The organism is Thalassotalea mangrovi (assembly GCF_005116735.1).
In the GTDB taxonomy this organism is placed as follows: Bacteria; Pseudomonadota; Gammaproteobacteria; order Enterobacterales; family Alteromonadaceae; genus Thalassotalea_A; species Thalassotalea_A mangrovi.
In genome coordinates, this window is sequence record NZ_SWDB01000010.1 from 22662 (window position 1) to 43639 (window position 20978).

The window sequence follows — 20978 nt, forward strand, 5'->3', positions numbered from 1 at the left end:
TTCGCAACCATTGGCTATCACTGTGAGTAGCACGTTAATCATTGGTGCCAGCAGTGCAATCGCAAACGCGATCGCAAACCATGTTGCCGACCAGGATTGCAGCCAGACTCTGATCCGAATATCTCGCTCAGCATTGCCAAAACTCTCATCTGCAACTCCCTCTTCGTTACAATTGATAGACAGGCAATGTGACTATGGTGAAAACGCAATCGCTTCTTGTTGTGAAGAGATTCTCGCTTCTGTGCAACACCTTGATTACATATTTATCTGTAATGGCGTGTTGCATGGCCACTATCAACGTCATGGCAAATTGCACGAATTCGCTCCGGAAAAAAAACTCGAAGATGTGAGCATCGATAATCTCGAACACGTTATCCGTAGCAATGCCGTCATACCACTGCTGTGGCTTCAGCACCTGCTGCCACTGTTTGCCCGCAACCATCCGTGCAAGGTCGTGTGTTTCAGCGCTAGGGTCGGCAGCATCCAGGATAACAGGCTCGGCGGCTGGTACAGCTATCGGGCATCAAAAGCCATGCTTAATATGTTGTTGAAAACCACCAGCATTGAGTTTGCACGGCGCTTTAAACAGGTCAAGCTTATCGCTTTTCATCCGGGAACAACCGATAGTGACCTGTCAAAACCCTTTCAGGCCAATGTCCCAGAAGGGAAATTATTTTCGCCTGATTTTGTCGCACAACAATTGTTTAACATCGTCAAAACCGCAACCTTCGATCAACAATTAAGTTATCTGGATTGGGACAACCAAAGCATCGATTTTTAACTGCAGTGGAAAACCAGCCGTCCACTGCCCGCGAGTGACCACCTCTGGGAGCTAACAACTTATTGTTTCATTTAGCAAACGCGGCCTCTCATGTAACAAATTGCTAACTGTCAATTAATACCAATTGTTTTATTGATATATCATTATCGTGACAATAAGATGAAATCAGGTAGTCAATAACCGGGTTCTAAATTTGATGTCAGTTCCGAATCGGCTTGCAACCAATCACTTACTGACAACAGGCGAATACCCCTGATATGGCGCAATCTCCAGAGCCATTCAGAAACCAGAAGAGAATAAGAGAAGCGTATGGCTGAACAAAAACCCAGTAATTTTCAACAGGCAATAACCGGCGAGTGGCATGGTCTGCCGTCCGTGTTCGATGTGGATGGTTCCCATACTGGCTTTAATAAAGTTAATCGCGCCAGTGTCTTTGAAGGCGATAAAGTTACCTATTGGATGGAAACGGATTTTCAAAATTCAGGTCCCCTGCGCAATCGCTTCGATACCGCCGGTGCCCGCTTTGAATTTGGCGTAATCGATAGTGATCAGGACCGGGTTTATTGTGGCCCGGACTTTATGGGGGCTGGCCGCCCCTATGGATTGCTGGTCGACTCCAATTACTACTCACCTGGCTGGAATACGGATTTACGAACCGTTAACCTGATTATTCCGGAACGCGGTATTCAGGTTTATTCTTCACAATTATTTGAGGCTGATACCTTAGTTGCGGTTTTCAATGGCTTGTATGTGGTTACCCAGGATCATGACAACAATGTTGACGAACAAAACATGGTTCGCGAGTTTCTCGAAAACGAGCAAAAAGCCGCCAAAAAACCATTTATCCTGCCAGTGAAGGAATCTGGTCAATGGCGAGGCACCTTACAGGTACACGATGACAAGCAACAACATATTGGCGAAACCGAAGTCATTATCGATTACCGCCCGTTAACCTTGCGCAGTGCCGAAATGACCGTAACCATGAAGGGCGCTATTGAACGCCGTTTTACCTATCGTCGTTCTCGCGTTGATAATGTTCATACGTTTGAGGGGCCCGATGTTTACGGTAACGGCCGCGCTTATGGACGTTACCTATGGAGCATCCAACATTTCTATGGCGAGGCATTTAAGTTAAAAAGCCGCGACACTCTCATCGATGACAACCACAGTTTGTGTTCTGTATGGCAGTTTTACCAGTCAAACAAAGAACAATATACGGTATTTGGGCTGATGGAATGGACACCAACCGACACGGTATTAGGTGCGCAGTATGTTAGATAAACCGGTTATGGACACGGGAATGATGATTCAGCCTGAAATCGACCCGCGCGAATTTCGCAGTGCCCTGGGAAAGTTTCCTACCGGCGTTACCATTATCACCACCAAAAATGATAATGATGAATATATCGGCATTACCGCCAGTAGCTTTAACAGTGTGTCGCTAAACCCGCCTTTAATTCTCTGGAGTATCGATAAGAATGCCCGCTCCCTGTCCTCTTTTCCAAACGACGGTCATTACGCCGTACATGTTTTAAATGAGCAACAACAGGAGCTGTCAAATACCTTTGCCCGACAAGGCGCCGATAAATTTTCCGGCCTGGAGGTTACTGAAGGTATTGCCGGGGTGCCGCTGTTGGCAGGGGTTTGTGGCCGATTCCAATGCAAATGTGAACATCAGTACGATGGCGGCGACCACATTATTATGGTGGGTCGGGTACTCAACTATGAGACCTGTGATAACCATAAACCCCTGGTATTTCACAGTGGCAATTACGCCAGGGTTACTTATTGTAGCCCATTAAAATAACAATAATGTTAATACGATAATGACCGACTATCTGTTTTTTAAATTACTGCACATTCTGTTTTTCGTCTATTGGCTCGGGGGTGACCTCGGTACCTTCTATGCGTCAAGGTTTGTCGCCAGGCAGGGATTGTCGAAAGAGCAACGTTCTACAGCCTTAACCATCATGATGGGTGTCGACCAGGGACCAAGAATTTGCATGGCATTGATTTTGGCACCGGGTATGCAGATGGCATACAACCTCGGACTCCTGACGATTCCATTTTCGGCCATGTTGGCTATATGGGTGCTCTGCATCGCCTGGTTAGCAATGGTTCTTTGCATCCATTTTGGCCACGGGAAAGCGTTTGTCGAACCGTTAACGAAAATTGACTTTAGCTTTCGGGTAGTAATTATTCTGCTGAGCTTATCAGTGGCCGGGCAATCCTTATTGGGCGAAGGCCTGATTAAAGCCGATTACCTGTCCTGGAAGCTTATCATCTTTGCGGCGCTGGTAGCTTGTGGCCTCGGCATTCGAGTCAAGCTAAAACCCTTCATTCCGGCCTTTATGAAAATGATGCAAACTGGCCCATCAAATGAGATTGATGCAACGCTGAATCAAAGCCTCGCCAGGGTACGTCCTTATGTTTATTTAATTTGGATTGGACTGATAGCCAATGCGGCTTTAGGAATTCACTTAATTAATCCGTAAAAACGAAATAAAATCATTTATATATCAGGATCAAGCAATGAAATTACTCAGCTCTAATTTTTCACCTTTTTCTACCCGAGTGAGAATGCTAATTGCAATCAAAGGCCTGGATATCGATATTGTTAACCCGGAACCGCCATTGCGAACTGAAGCGTTTCGAAAGCAGTTTCCACTTGCTAAAATTCCGGTCCTGATTCTCGATGATGGTACTCATCTCGCTGAATCCTGGTCAATTATGGAATATCTGGAAGCTGCATTTCCGACTCATCCACTCACTCCTGACACTCCTTTAGGCAAAGCACATGCAAGCATGATGTGCCGTTATGCCGATTTACATTTAGGTCCTGCCCTGTTCCCGCTATTCTCTTTGCTGCTTAGCAAAACTGAGATTGAAGCAGAATCTCTTAGTGATAAGGTATCCCACCTTAGCCATGCTCTGGCTCAGGGTGAGAGGATGTTTGTGCAGATGAAGCAACAATCGGAATCGGACATGCGCACCCTGCATATTGGTGATATTGCACTGGCATGCAGCTTTTACTTCGCATTGGCAACGCCAAAGCAATTAGGCGTGAACGATATCCTTGCCCCATACTCTGAATTACAGACCTGGTGGCAATGGGTGCAGTCAAATGAAGTCATCGCTTCAGGCGTTAAAGAAATGGATTGCGCATTGATGCAATTTGTCAACCAGCAATAATTGCTACAATCAGTCTGCGACTGCCTGAACTTTTTTCAGTCATAACCTGAAAAATTACTGCTCATAGCATCAATTTCCCCTCTTAATTATAGATTCATACCCACCCTAAAAACCCAGAATAAACCCCTTTATTTCATAGGGATATACCCATTTGTTATATTAATATAACATTATAATGTTTTAATGTTGCATCATTATAGCAAAGTGTGTAGATTAGAAATTAACCAGGTTTCGGCTACCTGTTGAACAACAAATCAATAATATCAAGCCGAATTACTACCTAACTTTAGGGTTATCGAGGTCAATATGCACAAAAGAGATAAACTCTCGCTGGCAATTACCACCGCGTTAATTGCTCAATTGAGTACGGTAAGTATCGCCACAGCCGCTGAAGCATCTGGCGAATTTGCCGAAGAATCCAGCATTGAACGCATCGAAGTCAGAACGCGTCGAATAACGGAAACGATTGAAACCATTCCATTAGCTATATCAGCAATCCCGGAAGCACAGATTGCCGAAAAAGGTATTCAGTCCGCTGATGATGTTGCCAAATACGTTAATGGCCTGGCATTCGATATTGGTGCAGCAGCCAACGATACCCGCCCTAGCCTGCGCGGCTTAACCATTGACCGGGGTCGCCCAAATGTCGCGGTTTTGGTCGATGGTGTTGATGTTTCGTCCGAGTCGGTTACTCTTGCCGGTGGTGGTATTACCGCCAATATGAAGTTGCTTGATCTCCAACAGGTAGAGGTAGTCAAAGGACCGCAAAGCGTAAACTACGGACGTAGTGCCTTTTCCGGTGCTATTAACTATGTAACCAAGCGTCCAAGTTTCGATAACGAAGGTAACTTTATGCTCAATGTCGCGGAGCATGGTATCTATGATATTTCCGCGTCCTATGAAGGAGCCATAACCGACAGCTTCGCCGCAAAAATTAAATTAATCGATTCGGCGAGTGACGGATATTATGAAAATCCCAATACAGGAGGGGCTCTCGGTGAGTCTGATGTCAGTGGCGGTGCCCTGTCTTTCTTCTTTATTCCCTCCGATAGTTTCAGTGCCTACTTTCGCGCTGAATACTCGGATGAGCAACATGGTCCTCGGCCTGTTGTAGCAATAAACTCCATGTTGCCGGAATTTGATCCGCAAACCAATTTCTTCGCCACCGGTAGTGTCAACACGGCACAGGGCGGGGGAATGTTTCCTTATGAGTTCGATGAGAACGGTGTTGGTGTTGATTGTAGTATGGCTTATCAGTACCCCTACTGGGACTCATTCAATAATGTCCTGGCGATGATGGGCTTTCCACCACAACCAGCCTGTCGGGCAATGGTGACCGGCGATATCAGGGTTGGCGAAGATATGATAGATCTGTCTCCAGACCCATTAACCGGTAAGGATTACCCGGGGACGTCAATTGAAAACACTCGTGCGTCACTGGAGCTTGAGTGGGATTTCGATAGCATGAGCTTTGTATCGATAACAGCATACACCAAAAGCGATGCCTACATTCAGGAAGATTTTGATAAAACTGACTTCCGCATATACTCTGATCCCGTTGGCGTACCCTTCGCTAATATACCACCGTGGTCACAATTTGGTATGCAAAGTGATGTGGATACCAGCTATGATGTCGAACAATTTAATCAGGAATTTCGCCTCACCGGCGAAGGTGAAAGTTATAACTGGGTCGTCTCAGGGTTGTATTGGTATGAAGAAATGGATACCGGTTTTGGTAGCCAGTTCTGGTTACGTGAAGGCGCCAGCGAAGAAGTTTTACTTGCGCAATTTGCCCAGTCACCGTTTACCAGCTTTATTACCGACATTAAAAACGAACCCTTACCTAAAGGGGAAAACCGGATTACGCCAATTACCCGCGATACCGAACACTGGTCGGTTGCGGCACTGATTAATTTCGCTCTCACCGATGATATGAACCTTACTTTTGAAGGTCGTTATATGGATGAGACGATTGAATACACAGGTAATGCCGATGATCGTACCTTTGATGCGTTCAATATCGACAACTCAGTGATATTCGATCCCAACAACCCACCAACATTTACTTCACCAAATCCAAATTATTTTACCTCGAACAGTGTTAGCAGCGATGAGTTTTTACCGCGTATCACTTTCGATTATCAGGTGAATGACACAGTGTTCACTTACGCATCCGCCGCGAAAGGTTTCAAGCCAGGCGGTATCACCACGACGGATGCCAATGGTGACGTCAGTACCGGTGAATATAAGCCAGAAACGCTATGGGCATACGAAATTGGTGCCAAGGCATTTAACGAGAAAAATAATGTACTGGTGAATCTCGCTGCATTCTATTGGGAATATACAGATCAGCAGGTTCCTTATACGTTCTTTAATGATATTGGTCTGGCGACCGTATCGGTCATTAATGCCGGTGAAACCGTGTCTCAGGGTGTTGAGCTTGACAGTATTTGGCAGATCACACCAAGTTTCAGGATGTCCTTTGCCTACCTTTATTCGGATGCAGAATATACCAGCTTTAATGTCGCTGAGATTATCGCCAGCACAGATATACCCAGTGCCAGCGTCAACGATGTCGATAAAATGATAGCGGGTAACGCTGATGCAGACTTTACTGGCAAGCGTTTAACCATGTCGCCCAAGCATTCAGCCACCTTTAGTGCCCGATATAGTACCGAATTTGGTAAATATGGAGCATTTATTGAAATGTTTGGCCAATACAAGTCAGAGCGTAATGTTGACCGTGGTGGTTATGCGCAATTACCAGCGTATGATGAATGGGACTTAACTGCAGGTCTTGAAGCGGACAGTTGGAAACTGACCCTATATGTTGAGAATCTGTTCGATGATGACACCATTAAGTCATCCGTTGGTAACGTTGGCTATGGTTTCTTCCCAGATGGCAGAGCCCTGCCATTCTCGGTACACGCAACGCTGCCACAGCCGCGCACTGCAGGAGCCAGAGTCATGTTCACTTTCTAAGCAAAGTGAACCGAAAAAAGGAGTGCGTTGCACTCCTTTTTTATGGCACGATAACTAATGATTCTGTGCCTGATGACTAACCGATACTGAATAAAATCGATTTAAAACAAAAATAACCCCAAGTTGTAAGGACCGCCATATGAGCGAACAAACCATAGCACCCTCTGAAACTTTACACGACATTCGCAAAAATACGCTGATAGTCAGCCTGCTTGTCTATTGTTTTATCACCCTGCAAAAACCCATCAGTCATATGGTGGTGGTAAGTCTGATTTATGCCATGCCAGCAGATTTCACCTGGAAATACCTGGTTAGCTTCGTTTATGGCTGTATCGGTGTTGTCCTGGTCTATAAAGGCTTAAAGATGGATGAAGTCAAAGGCTCAATCATGGGTTTCCTCGGAGCCATGCTTATCTGGGATGGGTGGTTCGAACTCGGACTGGATTTTTTTGAGCACAACAACCACATTCCGATGGTAAAAGATGCAGCCGGCACACCGGTTTTACTTGGTTCCCACAACATCCTCGAAATATCCGGTTTGTTCCTGTTACCAATTCTATTATTGACCATGTTCAACAAAGATATGCGTTGCCGCATGTTACTTTGGATTCGAAAGTCCATTGGTATTCGCGACGGTTTGGGCAAGCCGACACCAGGCATCAAGCCTCAGGTATCTAGAATTGCCGCTACCGAATACGTCTTCGTCAACTGGTTTATGTATGTGTTGATGATTACCATCCTCGATCCCCGCGTTGCTGGTACCTGGCACCCTGCCACCTATCTATTATCGGCTGCAATCTTTGTTTGGTCGCTATATCTGCTTTACCGCCATACCAAACAAACCGAAGTAGGATTGATGATCCGCTACGCCATTGGTGCAGCGGGAGTTTGTTGGTATAACTTTGAAATCACTACGTACTGGGGCTGGTATACAGAATTTTGGATTCGCCCCGACCTCAACCCCATTTCCTGCGCTGTGGTAATCATAGTATTCGTTGCCATTGCTCGTTTTCTCTGGACCACACCAATTAATCCAGATACCGGTAAATCTGCAAAATAATTTATTCGAGGTGGTGCGACAGCATCACCTCTTCATTTCATCTCCCCCCGATTTAGCCTGAAGCGTCAATACCACAGATATTCCTGGCATTCCCATAGGATTAGCCTGGTGATTACGAAAATGTTAGTATAAGACGTTTGTATTTAACCCAGGAATATTGGATCTGGGGCCTTAAAAAATAAACCTGAAGAGATCTGAACGGAAAAATGCTTCGTAATATGGTTTATAAATTCGCTAATGTAGGATAAGACAATGAACACTTTAATGAAATCGGTATTACTGGCCTCCGGACTTTCGCTTGCAACCGTTGCACAGGCGAATGTCGGAATCGACCAAGAGGTTTGTAATTACATTAAAGAAGATAACAAATCGCAGTTAAACAAAACCCTGAAGAGCAAACGTTTGAGCGTTGACAGCGTATACAAGTTCACCGAGTGCGAAGGCATGGACATCTTTGCCTATGCCAACAAAATGAATGCCACTGAAACTTTGGAATATCTGAATAAGAAAGCTTCCAAGCGTTTAAAACGCACTATGTAACTATCGCGCAGTGATTATTGCGTAACAATAATGAGAAAGAGGCCATTGGCCTCTTTTTTTATCGAACACAAATCACACCTGATCTTCCACCTTCTATCAACAAAGTTGTACTATTAATATAACAATATGATAAATTAAAGCTATTGCGGCGCGTCTGCCGATATGGATTACCAATTCAAAAGAAGGAACTGCGATGGACTGGCGCTTTATTACGGTACCCATAAAAATTGTCCTAACCCTGTTGCTCAGCATCATTTTGATCTACTGCGCCTGGGTGTTAATTGCCTTCAGAGACATCCCTGTTGAAAATCTGGAACGCAAATACGGTGGCAACAATCTTCAACAGGTCAACATTGATGGCGTAAACCTGCGCTACAAAGTCGAAGGTTCAGGGCCCGTCGTCGTTCTCATCCATTCGCATTTTTACACCATGCGCCAATGGCAACCTTGGGTCGATGTATTAAAGGACAGGTTTACCTTAGTTCGTTACGATTTAACCAGTCACGGACTGACTGGACCAGATCCGAAAAATGATTATTCCCGTGCCAGGGGAGCAGAGCTTTTAGATGGTCTTATCAACCACCTTAACATCGACAAAGCCAGTATTGTTGGTAGTTCAACTGGCGCCGGCATTGCCTATTACTACGCCGCCGAATATCCCGACAAAATAAATAAACTGGTACTCATTAACGCCCCTGGCATGCCAAAAGTGAGCAATAAATATATGCAACGTGAGCTGCCTGATTGGGGCGGCGTTCTTCTGTATCTATTACCAGAGTCGTTGTTTAAGCCATTCCTGCAAGCCCCGGTGATCGATAAAAAATTAATTACCGACAGCAGCGTTGAGGAGTTTCATGAAATGTATCGCCGCGACGGCAACCGGATGGCGGAATACCAACGCCTGCTACAGTGGGATAAATCGGATATCAGTCCGTTACTGAACAAAATTACATCACAGACCCTGGTAATGTGGGGAGAAGATAACCCGCAGTTACCAGTCGATCATGTGCAACTGTTCGTGGAAAAATTAACCAATGCGCCTCAGGTACAACAAATTATCTACCCAAATATTGGCCATGTTATTCCCCTCGAACTACCAATACGATCGGCCAAAGATACCGCTGAGTTTTTAGAAACGGAACATAAGTTAGCCAGGGAGGAAAGTGAATGAGCAAGTATAAACTAACCATCGTATTATTCAGCGTCTTGATGGTATTGGCTTGTTCTGAGCCGCCTGTTTTACCAGAGGCAAAACCGTTGCAGGCAAGCGCAGAGCAACTGGCACAAATCCCTTTTCGTAGTGCGGGTGAACTGCAAATAAAAATAAACCGGGATATCGAACTGTACAACCAAGATTTAAACCGCCCCCTATCCTTAACCGCGATGTATCCTGCACAAGGAGAAGACTATCCGCTGGTAATTTTCTCACCTGGAAACTTCTCGAATAAAGATTATTATGATGCCGTACTTGCCCACTGGGTAAGTCACGGCTACGTTGTGCTCGCCCCGCAGCATGAAGATTGTTGTGGCATGGTCAACGGTATCTTCAATAGCCTTTGGTACGGTGAATTTGGTTTGGTAGAACAACGGATTCTCGACATTAACTTTCTCCTCAGCCAATTATCGAACCTGGCGCAACAGATCCCAGAGCTTCACAATAAATTTGATGAAGATAACATCGCTATGGCGGGCCACTCGTTTGGTGGCTTTACGGCTCAGCAATTCGCCGGTGCCGGAACCTATAATCCGGACGACGGACAATATCATTACTATCAGAACCCTGATATCAAAGCAGTCGTCGCCCTGTCACCACCTGGGCCCATGTTTGATGTTATCACCAAAGACAGCTGGCATTCCGTCAAAGGGCCGATGTTAATTACCACCGGTACCTGGGATGTCGACGGACGCTTTTTTAAAACCTGGGATGTACACAAGATGTCGTTTGACACCGCATCCGATGCCAACCAGTATGCGCTTGTTATCGAAGGTGCCGACCATTATCTTGGCAATCTGATTTGTCGCCCGGAACGCGAGCATGCGCCGCAAACTGATGCATTAACCATGGTCAACGCGGCCACAACCGCATTTTTGCATCGTTATTTAAAGGCCGATGAAGATACGGCAACCCTACTAGAAGCAGATACACTGACCACCCTGACCCAAGGTTTTGCCTATATCGAGTCTCGCTAAAACTAATGGGGTCAGGTCTTGAATTTCGCTATTGGGGTCAGGTCTTGAATTTCGCAACTATGCGACTGACCGTGGAATAGTGAACCTCAAAGTATCGAGCAATTTCATTCATCGAATATGCACCAGTAGCGTAAGCCTGACTGATACCTTGATATTTATCCGTGTCAAAAATTTCTTTGTAATATTGAAGTGGCCTGGCGGCGGGTCTTTTTTGTTTTATTGGTATTTCACATAACGACTGGTTTGAATCTTTGAGCATGTCAAGGGCGTTATTAACGAAGTCCAGGTCGCCTAAAAACACCTGGTTTTTTAGATGCTGCCAAATCTCGACATCTGCTCCCTGACTCACAAAGCGCTGATACTGCAGTGTTGCGGCAGCTCTATTACTAGCAAATAACGATAACGTTTTGTCCGTTGCAAGCCAGTTGGGAGAGCTAATTTTTCCAATCGTAGATAGGTAACTACTCCATCGCCACTCATCAAGTCTCGATACCAAGCCTTTGGCCCTAACCGGGTTGAGAACAATGTAACGACACAGCTCGAGAAAATAGTTTTCTCTTTGCACCAAAATAGCTTTATATCGCCCCTGAAACAGGTGACCTTGACGTTTATAACGCCAATTAAACTTTTGTGTAAAGACACCATTTAATTGCCGCATACCTGTCGATAAATTGGGCTCCGGAGTCTCTAGCAGCAAATGATAGTGATTTGGCATCAAACAATACGCATGAATAATCCAGTTAAATCGATTACATACATGCGTTAGAACAGTCAAAAACATTTGATAATCGACTGTATCTCTATAAATATTTCTCCGCTCGTTTCCTCTGGAGGTCACATGATACAACGCACCTTCATATTCAATTCTCAATGGTCGACTCATACTCTCATCCCTGAATGCCAATAATTCTGACTATAGGACAAAAATAAGAAGTAAAATGGGGGCAGGTCTTGAATTTCGCATTCATCGGCCATCAACCAATCAGGAATTACAAAAGCGGAAATTAACTTATTGAATAATAACCTTTATCAATAAGTTTCAATGCGAGCATGCACGGATCAAGACCTGACCCCAATAGATGACCCCATAAGACCTACATTAGCCTTTTAATTTAGTATGCACCTGCCATCAACCAATCAGGAATTACAAAAATAGAAGTTAACTTATTGAATCATAGCCTTTATCAATGACTTTCAATGTAAGCGTGCACGGTTCAAGACCTGACCCCATTAGACTTTACCTGGTTCTCACTCCAGTACATCGGGGCACAGGGGGGATAAATCCGCTTTGGCTGTCACCTGATCGCCAGTTAGGGCATATCCAAGGACTCTATTGCCATGGCGATATACCGCCCGAACGCCAGTATCGCTTGCCAAATCAATCTGCCACTGTCCGGGTAGCAATTGGCCATTACCATCCCTTGCTACCGGGCTAACAACAACTGGGTGCAAGGTAGTTTTAATTATCACGGGCATTACCGGGTACTGAACCTCGGTGGCTGTACCGGTCAGGGTTTTGGCCAGTGCTTTGGCCTGAATCATTAACGGTTGGATATAAAACAACAGATGCGATTCGACCTGTGCGCAATCGCCGATGGCATAGATATTAGCAACGGATGTCTGCAATTGACGGTTAGTGACGATTCCCCTGTCCGTTTCTAACCCAGCAGTTTCGGCTAATGTAAGATTAGGGCGAACTCCGATGGCGCTCAACACCATATCTGCATACACGGTATGACCATTAGTTAAGGTGGCAATGACACCATTACCCGATGGTTCCAGCGTTTCAATACGGTTATTAAAGTGAAATCTGGCACCGGCCTTGCCAAGTGCCACCTCAACCGCCTTGGCAGCAACATCAGGGATTAAACTGGCAAGTAAATGCCCCATGGTATCGACGATATCCACCTCAAAACCTGCTGACAATAAGTCATTAGCATACTCACAACCAATGAGTCCGGCACCGATAATCAGCACCTTAGGCTTACCTGAAACTATTTCAGCTATTGGCTTTTTACTCAGGGCGACAGTACGGAATCGATTGTAGTCCTGTAGATCATTGACGGAATAAACATGGGATAGCCCGCTACCTTTTATCGGTGCGGGTATGGCGCTGGCTCCGGTGGCAAGGACTAGATTGCTGTAACATTGCCGACCACCTGATGCTAGTTCAATACAATTGTCATCGCTGTGAATGGCTGTAATTTGAGTGAAGATATGAGTCTCAATATCATATTGCAAAGCCATTTCTTCAGCCGTTTTATTGACCAGTTGCGCTGCCGTCATCGACTTGGCAAAGCCAGTGGACAATTGCGGCTTGGAGTAGAATGCGCCATCATCGGCGGTATACAAATAGATTGGGGTAACGGTATCCAGCTGTCGGATTTCCTTAATCAGGTTATAACCGGCAAGCCCGGAACCGATGACGATGATGGGCAGACGCGTTGAATCGACGGATGACACGACTTCAATCCCGGCACCTACCGCGGTGATAGGTTGCGCCGCAATTTGTGGCTCGCTGCGACTTACATCCTTGTTAGCCGGAATCACCACTTTTTTAATTTCCAGCATTTCAAAATCACTTTTATCCACGCCACATTCCGGACACGCCCAGTCAGACGGAATATCTTGCCAGCGGGTTCCCGGGGCAATACCCTCTTCCGGCCAGCCTTTCGATTCATCATAAACCCAGGCACATACCTGACACTCCCAGACTCGATATTCAATACAATCCTGAGAATCCTGACCCTTTGGCGCTTTACCGGCCGGCTCTGTCACCGATTCGCTGATCGCCACCATCTCAAAGTCGTGTTTACCGACACCACACTCCGGGCACGTCCAGTCCTCGGGAATATCTTGCCAGCGAGTTCCCGGAGCAATCCCCTCCTCCGGGCAACCTTTGGCTTCGTCATAAATCCAGGCACAAACCTGACATTCCCATATTTTGTAATTCTGCATAACCACCTACGCCATCCTTCTACGCAAAAACTGCAATTTATTCCCAATACCGGCACATACCGCCATATTTGTTATATTGATATAACAATAAACTCAGTATAATATCAAGGCAACCAATACTAAATACTCAGATTTGCAGCCATTCTGTCAATAGTTAGTTGCTGATTAAATTCGGTATTTTTTTATATCCGTTGATCTTAGTTGACAAGAATGCCGTAAGAATGTCAAAAATAGTATTGTTACATCATTAAGACAAAGGGAACTCTTCCATGTTAATGAACTTGTGGTATGTGGCCGAATGGTCAGACAATGTCAAAGATAAGCCGGTTAAAGCGAAATTATTAAGCCAGGATCTGGTGCTGTTTCGTGATTTAGAAGGCAAGGTAAAGTGTCTGGCCAATACCTGTTTACACCGCGGTGGCTCGCTTGCGGGCGGCTGGGTTAATGAGAAACGTGACTGTGTCGTTTGTCCTTACCACGGCTGGCAATACAATGGCAACGGCAAGTGTCAGAAGATTCCCTCAGAAGGCGACTCTTTCGAAGTACCCAAACGGTTTAAAGTCGACTCTTATCCGGTTGAAGAAAAGTACGGGATGATCTGGGTATTCATGGGTGACCTGCCAGAAGATAAGCGTTATCCAATTCCACCGTTACCAGAATTTGATAATCCAGACTGGCGTGGCCTGAAAACCGAATTTACCTGGCAAGCAGAAGCATCACGTGTCGTCGAAAATGGTATTGATATTGCTCATGCGTCCTTTGTTCACCCAGTATTTGGCTACCCAAGCACCGCCGAGGATAATTATATTGACGAGGTAGAAAAGCACGAGTGGTGGGCAAAATCCACCAACGTAATGTATCCACCGCAACTTAAAGGTGGCTTCCTGGGTTGGCGTCGTCTACTTCGCAAAGATAAGCAGGAAACCCGGGTCCATCCGGAATGGCACCTACCAGGCATGGTGGTTCGTATTCAGATTGATATCCGCGAAGGCTGGCACATCGTTATGTTCGATGCCAACACCCCGATTGATGAGCACACCACCCGAACCTTTGCCTGGCAATTCAGAAGCTTTATGAAGTCATCATTGTTCGATAAAGGCTCAATGAAGCGGTTAACCACCATCCTGGAAGAAGATGCGGAAATTGTCGAAGCATCGCAACCTTATTACCTGCCAGAAACCCTGTCGAATGAGGTTTCGGTTAAGTCCGATAAGTTTATGAGTACCTTCAGAATGGCACGGCGCAAGCTAATTGAGGAGCAAGGATGGCAAGTCGACACCCTGGCCCGGGATCAATACAAGGGCAAGAAGGTATTAACGATTCCTTCGCCTGCGCGCCGCGAAGCGTTAGAAGCCGGCGATGGCTGGGTATTTGACGCGATGCCAATGACCCCTGCGATTAAGCAGCCACGCATTAAAAATGCGTTTGAGCAGGAAGTGGATGTGTTAACGACAGAATCGGCGAACTCAAAAAAAGTGATCATTGAATAGCAACAAGACGAATTTTTTGAATTCGTCTTTGTCCTTAAGCTGGAGTCGCAGTAAAAAAAGCACTGCGATGGTGGAGTCGAGATAGAAAACATCTCGAAGGTGGAGTCGCAGCAAAAATCACTGCGATGGTGGAGTTGAGATACAAGGTATCTCAAAGGTGGAGTCGAGGTAGGAATACCTCGATGAAGGCTTTTTCTTTCACCTCCCACCGAAAATTGCTCTCCTGCGTTATTCTACCTGCGAACATCCATGTCCTTGTGCATTTCGGCATACTGGCCAATCCATGGCCAAAACCAGCGAAGCGTACCTCATTTACGACAACCTCCTCTCAGAAAATTGCTCCTGCATTTTCTGTATACAAAACATCCCTGTCCATAACCGACGCAGTCCTCACCCTTCCCCAAGGTGCTCCCAGATCTTCGCCTGAAACCTCTCTTCGTGAACCGGTCCTTCTAAGCCCCTGGGATCTAGGGGATGGCGTGTGTCACAACTTGGCGATAAACGCACCCCTTTCGCCGTCAGGGTTCTTTTTGCCTGGCCATTGCGGTACAACACCGTATGTCGGGTGCGTTGTCCAGGTGCGGTAATCATAATAAAATCTGGCTCCATATATACGCCTGCGGCCTGGTCCAGAGATTCACTGGAAAAGGTCAGGACTCCAGGACCGCCGGACATACCAATATTTTTATAACTGCCGGGCCCCATGGGATCGAAAACCAAAATGCCATTAATCAATTTGCCGGTAAAAGTTTTTGCAGCCATTGGCCGGCCACGGAAATGAACATTGGTTATCGCAAAATGTTCGCCATCAAAGTCGATATATACCAGGTTATCAAAGGGCGATAGCCCCGGAGTTCCGCTCCCGGCTGCGGTATCATCGTTTAGCGGCGAACCATCAAGCTCAAATAATTCAACGCTGTCATGCCAGGTTCCCCTTAACTGCAGTAATGTGTGGGCAACGCTGCCTATCGCAAATTCCCTATCCATTCACTAACTTCTCTTTTGATCCTAATTTCGTTATATTTGATATATAGTTATAACAATAATGTAAAATAAAAAACAGGTGGATGTAAATGAAATCCGTAATAATTACCGGCAGTACCCGTGGCATTGGTTTAGGATTAGCAGAAAATTTTCTCAAGCGTGATTGCCGGGTTATCGTTTCCAGCCGCAAACAACAAGACGTGGACAACACGGTGGCGACACTGGCCAGGCAGTATGGTGAAGACAAAGTTTCCGGTATCACCTGTGATATTACCAAAATAGAAGATCTCGAAGCCTTGTGGCAACACGGCATCAGTTGTTATGACTCGGTCGATATCTGGATTAATAATGCCGGTATGAGCATCAAGCGCTGTCCTTTGGAAGAACAAAGCGCCAATGATTTAATGACTATCGTCAATACTAACCTGACTGGCCTTATTCTCGCCAGCAAGGTTGCATTAGCCGGAATGAAGCGCCAGGGACATGGACAAATCTGGAACATGGAAGGATTTGGCAGCAATGGCGCCGTCCAACCTGGCATGGCAGCCTATGGCGCGACCAAACGTGCGGTTAATTATTTGATTAAATCGTTGCAAAAAGAAGTAAAAGGCACCCAGGTACAGGTTAATACCCTGAGCCCGGGCATCGTCGTCACCGACCTGTTAATTGGTGATTACGATACCAGCTCGCCAGAGTGGAAAAAAGCCAAGAAGATATTCAACATTCTTGGTGATAAGGTAGAGACCGTTACGCCATGGCTGGTTGATGGCATATTAAACGCCAGTAAGTCCGGTAGTAAGGTAATCTGGCTTACCGGCGGCAAAGCTTTCAGTCGCTTTTTGACCGCAGGCTTTAACAAGCGGGACCTGTTTACCGACATTGAAGGCGCTTGATAGTAGCTTTTAACGGGCTAATCGACTTCCAGAACCAGTTTTCCGATATTGGCATTATTGGCCATTCTCTGATGCGCCAGATTGGCGTCCTGCCAGGAATAGACGCTGTCGATAACAGGTTGAAGGCTGCCATCAGCAATGGAGGCAGCAAAGTCCCGGTCAAAGTCAGCAACCAGCGTCGCTTTATAATCATCGCTTCGATTACGCAGGGTTGAGGCAAACAAGCTGATACGTTTGGCCAGCATCTTCGCCATGTCAAAATCCTGGCTAAACCGTCCACCCAGTATCGCTAACGTGACAATGCGGCAATCCAGGGCTGCAACATTAATGTTTTTAGCGACATAATCGCCGGCAACCACATCGACGATAACATCAAACTGACAGTGATTCTCTTTGGCCCAGGCGGCAAAATCCTTTTGTTTGTAATTAATCGCAGTATCTGCTCCCAGCGCTTTACACGCCTTTGCCTTTTCATCACTGCCAACCGTTGTTACCACCATACATCCTCGAGCCTTAGCCAATTGAATGGCGGCACAGCCTACACCGGACGCCCCAGCATGGATTAATACCTTTTCACCTGGTTGCAGTTTAGCGATAGTAAACAGGCTCTGATAAGCGGTCAGAAAAGTTTCCGCAATTGCCGCGCCCTGGGTGGCGGTGTTTTGAGCAGCTAACGCCATAAGATGCGTGGCTTTCACTTTCACGTATTCGGCATAACCACCGCCGGGTACTAATGCGTAAACCGACTGCCCCGGCTGCCAGAGCGTAACATCGTCACCGACGGTTTCCAGAGTACCAGATACCTCGATGCCAAGGATCTCCGACTCCCCTTTTGGCGCCGGATACTTACCTGCTTTTTGCAATAAATCGGCGCGATTGATACCGATCGCCTGTACTTTTATCAGGCATTCGTCGCTAGCAATCACCGGTTGTTGTGTTTCTGAAAAAGTGAGGTTTTGTGTTTCATCGACCGCCAAATAACGCATTTATCCCTCTATGCTTGCAAGAAATTCCAAAGTTGCTCTCATAATAGCGGATTGTTGTGCCTGATGGCTAATGGTTGCAACACCGGCACTCAGGCTTGGTTGATAGGCACCGAACTGCCAATGGTCTGCGCCCTGAATCTCGCGGTATTGGGCGGTTGAAGGTAACAGGTCCTGATACGATTTGATTTTCTCTGGTGTTGATTGTTGATCGGCTGAGCCATATATCGACAGTACCTCAATGGTTAATCCGCTAATGTCGCTGGCCGGATAGGACGCATACAAGAGTAAGCCTTTGACTTTCTCGTCCGCCTGTTTAACGTATTCTGACGCCCCGACACCACCTAATGAATGGCCGGCGATGACCCAGCGTTGTACTTCTGGGTTGGCATTGATGACCTCCTGTGCCTTATCAATGCCCAAAAAAGCGGTATTTAACGGCATCGGCACGGAAACGGTAAGATAACCATTGGCGGCAATTTCCCGCATTAACGGTGCAAACACCGATGCCGGTGTTTTACCTCCCGGGTAGAAGATAAGCCCGGTTGTCGGGTTTCCCTCGCTAGGTTGAAACTGTAACCAAGGCTCGCTTAACACATGCATATCAGCATCGGAAACCAACGCTTTTTCGGCGACATCCTGCTGGTAAGGGAATGGCACCGACATCCAGGTACCAACACCAACACAGGCAATTACAACCAACAATGCCAGACTAATCACAATTTTTTTAATCATCGTTTATGTACCTATAGCCAAGTTTTCTTACCTGCGGCTTGTCTTTGTCGTTACTTAAACCTGTTGATAGAGTTTACCGTTACGCTCTTCACCGGCAAGTATTCTAACCAGACGATCGGCAGCCTCTTTACCCACCAGGCGCTCTGCAATTGGATTCGCCGGATCCAGATAGACGATATTGCGGCGTTGCATATAATCTCGTTGTCGGCGAAATGCACACGCTTGTGTATCGGTATCAATTTTCGCCTGCTTAACCAATGCCACCCAGTAGCGAACTAGTTCAAAAATCGCATCTTCAGCATGGTCTTTGAAAAACGATAATGGCCCAACGCCAGCGACGGCACAGGGACTCAGGCTGGCGCGTATAAACGGCATAGCCGCATGAAATGGTTTCACATTATTAAAATACAAATCATTGAGATGCTTCATCGCTAAACCATTTACTGGCTGGTAATACTTCTGCACATAATCCGGGTGTAACACCAGTTCGCAGCGCGGCATCAGGTCAATGTAATAAAATGCTTCCGGCAAGGTACCAAAAGCCATCCCCAGGTGTGGCACATCGGTGTTATCTTTCATCCAGAAGGTCAGGTGAATATTGGTAAAAGTGTTCTCAGGCTGGCCAATATTGGAATGAATTACCCAATCCACCGGATTGTTCTTGCCGGTAAAATTTCTCATTCGACCAAGATGATTACCATTCAAATCATCAAATTGATGAATATCAGCACATCCTAAATCTTCGTCAAATTCCAGTTCAGACTGAATATAATCCCAAATCCGGTCTCGCAGTGATAACACCGCCAGGTAAGTTTCCGACGTATCGATTTGCTGTCCTTCGTCTAAATGACGGGCAAATTCAGCGGTTACATTGGCATTAGACATATTAATTCTCTCCCGCAAGGGTTGGATTCATCGCCTGGCGACGATTTAGCGCCAGACTCCATAAACATACAATCAGATTTAACACACCAAACAGAACAAAAGGTGTGGATGGTGAAATGTTGGCGAACAGATAGCCACCACCGGCGGTGGCCACTAAAATACCGATGGCGCCGGCAACACCGAAAAACCCGATCACGGCTCCACGCCGGTGTTTCGGAGCCCGTTCGCCGACCAGGGCCTGACTGGAAACAAAGGCACTGATTTCTGCGATCCCCATGATAAATAACAAGGGTAATAACCAGGATACGGTCGGATCGATGACAAAATAGATACTGCCATAGACCATGGCTGCTAAGCCTGACGCTAATGAAACCGCAGTGATACGATTTACTTTATCGCTGATATAGCCCATCAGTGCTGAACCAATCAATGCCCCTAATACCACCATCATTATCGCTGGCACTGCCAGCTCTGCCATCGCATCACTGGCTGACAACCCCATCTGCCCGGTGCCGTGTTGTACCAGCCAAAGCCCCATAAACGCACCGGTTACCGCTAAATCGCCGCGGGATATAAAAGCCGCGCCATAGGATAGGGCGATGCCCGGGTTTTTGCTGGCTCTGGCGCCATGTTTTAACATGGTAAAAAACGGTTCTCTAAGCTCTGCTGCAATTTTTCCAGACACCTTAGCAAGGCCAATAAAGGCGACGATAGCAGCAACAACGCCCATGGCTCCGGCAATCGCAAATGTTGCCTGCTGCGCCATCACATCAGACATGCCGGAATCAACGAACTGCTTTGGTAAGGTAGCCAGTATTGGTGGTATAAAGGCACCAAATGTGGCGACGATGCCTTGCAGGCCATTGGCTTTGCCGCGAGTTTCATTGCGACTGTAATCGGCAATTACCGTTACCATCATGCCAACCATGGCTGCCGAGCCAAAGGCAACAATGACCCGATAAATTACCAGTTCGCTAACCGACGTGGCGGTGCCATACAGACCAAACCCGAGCGCGGTTAACGCCAGGCCAAAGGTATACACATATCGTCGCCCAATGCGATCGGCAATGACCCCGTATAGTGCCAGGATGACGATAAAGATGACTTCCTGCAGGGCGCCGAGTAAACCGGTAAGTTCCGCCTGTTGTTGATAAGGTATGCCGATAACCTGTAAAAGCCCAGGTTGCAAAATTGACATGGCACCGGCGTAACCGGATGAGATCAATACCGCAAACAGATAAGCAAACAGGTTATGACGCTTTACGCCCTCAACCAAGGAAATTCCAAGCACGTGGGTCGTCAAAA

19 protein-coding genes are annotated in these 20978 nt (G+C 46.4%); 12 read left to right on the forward strand and 7 right to left on the reverse strand.

The window, feature by feature from the left end:
- Positions 1 to 22: 22 nt before the first annotated feature.
- The 10 genes from E8M12_RS05240 to E8M12_RS05285 all read left to right on the forward strand — a co-directional run bounded on the left by E8M12_RS05240 (position 23) and on the right by E8M12_RS05285 (position 10745).
- Positions 23 to 781, forward strand: coding sequence for an SDR family NAD(P)-dependent oxidoreductase (locus E8M12_RS05240; RefSeq protein ID WP_246034023.1), 759 nt, complete (start codon positions 23 to 25; stop codon positions 779 to 781).
- 309 nt (positions 782 to 1090) lie between these two features.
- On the forward strand, positions 1091 to 2062 hold the full coding sequence (locus E8M12_RS05245) for a hypothetical protein (protein ID WP_136735044.1): 972 nt from the start codon (positions 1091 to 1093) through the stop codon (positions 2060 to 2062).
- A complete protein-coding gene (locus E8M12_RS05250) occupies positions 2052 to 2588 on the forward strand; it encodes a flavin reductase family protein (protein ID WP_211244986.1) in 537 nt (178 codons plus the stop codon). The genes E8M12_RS05245 and E8M12_RS05250 overlap by 11 nt, the downstream gene beginning before the upstream one ends.
- Positions 2589 to 2607: 19 nt before the next feature.
- Positions 2608 to 3276, forward strand: coding sequence for a hypothetical protein (locus tag E8M12_RS05255; RefSeq protein WP_136735045.1), 669 nt, complete (start codon positions 2608 to 2610; stop codon positions 3274 to 3276).
- 37 nt (positions 3277 to 3313) lie between these two features.
- Positions 3314 to 3973: a glutathione S-transferase family protein gene (locus E8M12_RS05260; protein WP_136735046.1), complete on the forward strand. Its 660-nt coding sequence runs from the start codon at positions 3314 to 3316 to the stop codon at positions 3971 to 3973.
- A gap of 306 nt (positions 3974 to 4279) precedes the next feature.
- Positions 4280 to 6955 carry a TonB-dependent receptor gene (locus E8M12_RS05265; RefSeq protein WP_136735047.1) on the forward strand — a complete coding sequence of 892 codons (2676 nt, stop codon included), beginning with the start codon at positions 4280 to 4282 and terminating at the stop codon, positions 6953 to 6955.
- Between the two features lie 139 nt (positions 6956 to 7094).
- Positions 7095 to 8015, forward strand: a complete 921-nt coding sequence (locus tag E8M12_RS05270; RefSeq protein ID WP_136735048.1) for a hypothetical protein — start codon at positions 7095 to 7097, stop codon at positions 8013 to 8015.
- 252 nt (positions 8016 to 8267) lie between these two features.
- Positions 8268 to 8555 (forward strand): DUF3718 domain-containing protein, encoded by a 288-nt coding sequence (locus tag E8M12_RS05275; protein ID WP_136735049.1) that lies wholly within the window; start codon positions 8268 to 8270, stop codon positions 8553 to 8555.
- 193 nt (positions 8556 to 8748) lie between these two features.
- Positions 8749 to 9726 carry an alpha/beta fold hydrolase gene (locus tag E8M12_RS05280; protein WP_136735050.1) on the forward strand — a complete coding sequence of 326 codons (978 nt, stop codon included), beginning with the start codon at positions 8749 to 8751 and terminating at the stop codon, positions 9724 to 9726.
- Positions 9723 to 10745: an alpha/beta hydrolase family protein gene (locus E8M12_RS05285; RefSeq protein ID WP_136735051.1), complete on the forward strand. Its 1023-nt coding sequence runs from the start codon at positions 9723 to 9725 to the stop codon at positions 10743 to 10745. The genes E8M12_RS05280 and E8M12_RS05285 overlap by 4 nt, the downstream gene beginning before the upstream one ends.
- A 37-nt stretch (positions 10746 to 10782) precedes the next feature.
- Here E8M12_RS05285 and E8M12_RS05290 read toward each other — a convergent pair whose 3' ends face one another.
- A complete protein-coding gene (locus E8M12_RS05290; RefSeq protein ID WP_136735052.1) occupies positions 10783 to 11628 on the reverse strand; it encodes an REP-associated tyrosine transposase in 846 nt (281 codons plus the stop codon).
- Positions 11629 to 11993: 365 nt separating this feature from the next.
- Complete coding sequence (locus tag E8M12_RS16365; RefSeq protein ID WP_136735053.1) at positions 11994 to 13703, reverse strand: FAD-dependent oxidoreductase; 1710 nt, start codon at positions 13701 to 13703, stop codon at positions 11994 to 11996.
- 269 nt (positions 13704 to 13972) lie between these two features.
- Here E8M12_RS16365 and E8M12_RS05300 point away from each other — a divergent pair, with 269 nt between their 5' ends.
- Complete coding sequence (locus E8M12_RS05300) at positions 13973 to 15193, forward strand: aromatic ring-hydroxylating dioxygenase subunit alpha (RefSeq protein WP_136735054.1); 1221 nt, start codon at positions 13973 to 13975, stop codon at positions 15191 to 15193.
- Between the two features lie 390 nt (positions 15194 to 15583).
- Here E8M12_RS05300 and E8M12_RS05305 read toward each other — a convergent pair whose 3' ends face one another.
- Positions 15584 to 16180, reverse strand: a complete 597-nt coding sequence (locus tag E8M12_RS05305) for a hypothetical protein (protein WP_136735055.1) — start codon at positions 16178 to 16180, stop codon at positions 15584 to 15586.
- A gap of 86 nt (positions 16181 to 16266) precedes the next feature.
- On the opposite strand from E8M12_RS05305, the gene E8M12_RS05310 reads away from it, so the two are divergent.
- Positions 16267 to 17070: an SDR family NAD(P)-dependent oxidoreductase gene (locus tag E8M12_RS05310; protein WP_136735056.1), complete on the forward strand. Its 804-nt coding sequence runs from the start codon at positions 16267 to 16269 to the stop codon at positions 17068 to 17070.
- 17 nt (positions 17071 to 17087) lie between these two features.
- On the opposite strand, the gene E8M12_RS05315 is transcribed toward E8M12_RS05310, so the two are convergent.
- From E8M12_RS05315 to E8M12_RS05330, 4 genes are read right to left on the reverse strand one after another with little or no spacing between them, the layout of a single operon-like run.
- Complete coding sequence (locus E8M12_RS05315) at positions 17088 to 18056, reverse strand: NAD(P)H-quinone oxidoreductase (RefSeq protein WP_136735057.1); 969 nt, start codon at positions 18054 to 18056, stop codon at positions 17088 to 17090.
- Positions 18057 to 18788 carry an alpha/beta hydrolase gene (locus E8M12_RS05320; protein ID WP_136735058.1) on the reverse strand — a complete coding sequence of 244 codons (732 nt, stop codon included), beginning with the start codon at positions 18786 to 18788 and terminating at the stop codon, positions 18057 to 18059.
- Positions 18789 to 18842: 54 nt separating this feature from the next.
- Entirely contained in the window at positions 18843 to 19673 is an 831-nt protein-coding gene (locus tag E8M12_RS05325) for a hypothetical protein (RefSeq protein WP_136735059.1), read from the reverse strand.
- A 1-nt stretch (position 19674) separates the two neighbouring features.
- Positions 19675 to 20976 carry an MFS transporter gene (locus tag E8M12_RS05330; protein WP_136735060.1) on the reverse strand — a complete coding sequence of 434 codons (1302 nt, stop codon included), beginning with the start codon at positions 20974 to 20976 and terminating at the stop codon, positions 19675 to 19677.
- Positions 20977 to 20978: the final 2 nt, after the last annotated feature.

Excerpts from the sequence above, each read along its gene's own strand:
- E8M12_RS05245 (WP_136735044.1), top strand. The coding sequence starts at position 1,091 with ATGGCTGAACAAAAACCCAGTAATTTTCAACAGGCAATAACCGGCGAG.
- E8M12_RS05250 (WP_211244986.1), top strand. The coding sequence starts at position 2,052 with ATGTTAGATAAACCGGTTATGGACACGGGAATGATGATTCAGCCTGAA.
- E8M12_RS05255 (WP_136735045.1), top strand. The coding sequence starts at position 2,608 with ATGACCGACTATCTGTTTTTTAAATTACTGCACATTCTGTTTTTCGTC.
- E8M12_RS05260 (WP_136735046.1), top strand. The coding sequence starts at position 3,314 with ATGAAATTACTCAGCTCTAATTTTTCACCTTTTTCTACCCGAGTGAGA.
- E8M12_RS05265 (WP_136735047.1), top strand. The coding sequence starts at position 4,280 with ATGCACAAAAGAGATAAACTCTCGCTGGCAATTACCACCGCGTTAATT.
- E8M12_RS05270 (WP_136735048.1), top strand. The coding sequence starts at position 7,095 with ATGAGCGAACAAACCATAGCACCCTCTGAAACTTTACACGACATTCGC.
- E8M12_RS05275 (WP_136735049.1), top strand. The coding sequence starts at position 8,268 with ATGAACACTTTAATGAAATCGGTATTACTGGCCTCCGGACTTTCGCTT.
- E8M12_RS05280 (WP_136735050.1), top strand. The coding sequence starts at position 8,749 with ATGGACTGGCGCTTTATTACGGTACCCATAAAAATTGTCCTAACCCTG.
- E8M12_RS05285 (WP_136735051.1), top strand. The coding sequence starts at position 9,723 with ATGAGCAAGTATAAACTAACCATCGTATTATTCAGCGTCTTGATGGTA.
- E8M12_RS05290 (WP_136735052.1), bottom strand. The coding sequence starts at position 11,628 with ATGAGTCGACCATTGAGAATTGAATATGAAGGTGCGTTGTATCATGTG.
- E8M12_RS16365 (WP_136735053.1), bottom strand. The coding sequence starts at position 13,703 with ATGCAGAATTACAAAATATGGGAATGTCAGGTTTGTGCCTGGATTTAT.
- E8M12_RS05300 (WP_136735054.1), top strand. The coding sequence starts at position 13,973 with ATGTTAATGAACTTGTGGTATGTGGCCGAATGGTCAGACAATGTCAAA.
- E8M12_RS05305 (WP_136735055.1), bottom strand. The coding sequence starts at position 16,180 with ATGGATAGGGAATTTGCGATAGGCAGCGTTGCCCACACATTACTGCAG.
- E8M12_RS05310 (WP_136735056.1), top strand. The coding sequence starts at position 16,267 with ATGAAATCCGTAATAATTACCGGCAGTACCCGTGGCATTGGTTTAGGA.
- E8M12_RS05315 (WP_136735057.1), bottom strand. The coding sequence starts at position 18,056 with ATGCGTTATTTGGCGGTCGATGAAACACAAAACCTCACTTTTTCAGAA.
- E8M12_RS05320 (WP_136735058.1), bottom strand. The coding sequence starts at position 18,788 with ATGATTAAAAAAATTGTGATTAGTCTGGCATTGTTGGTTGTAATTGCC.
- E8M12_RS05325 (WP_136735059.1), bottom strand. The coding sequence starts at position 19,673 with ATGTCTAATGCCAATGTAACCGCTGAATTTGCCCGTCATTTAGACGAA.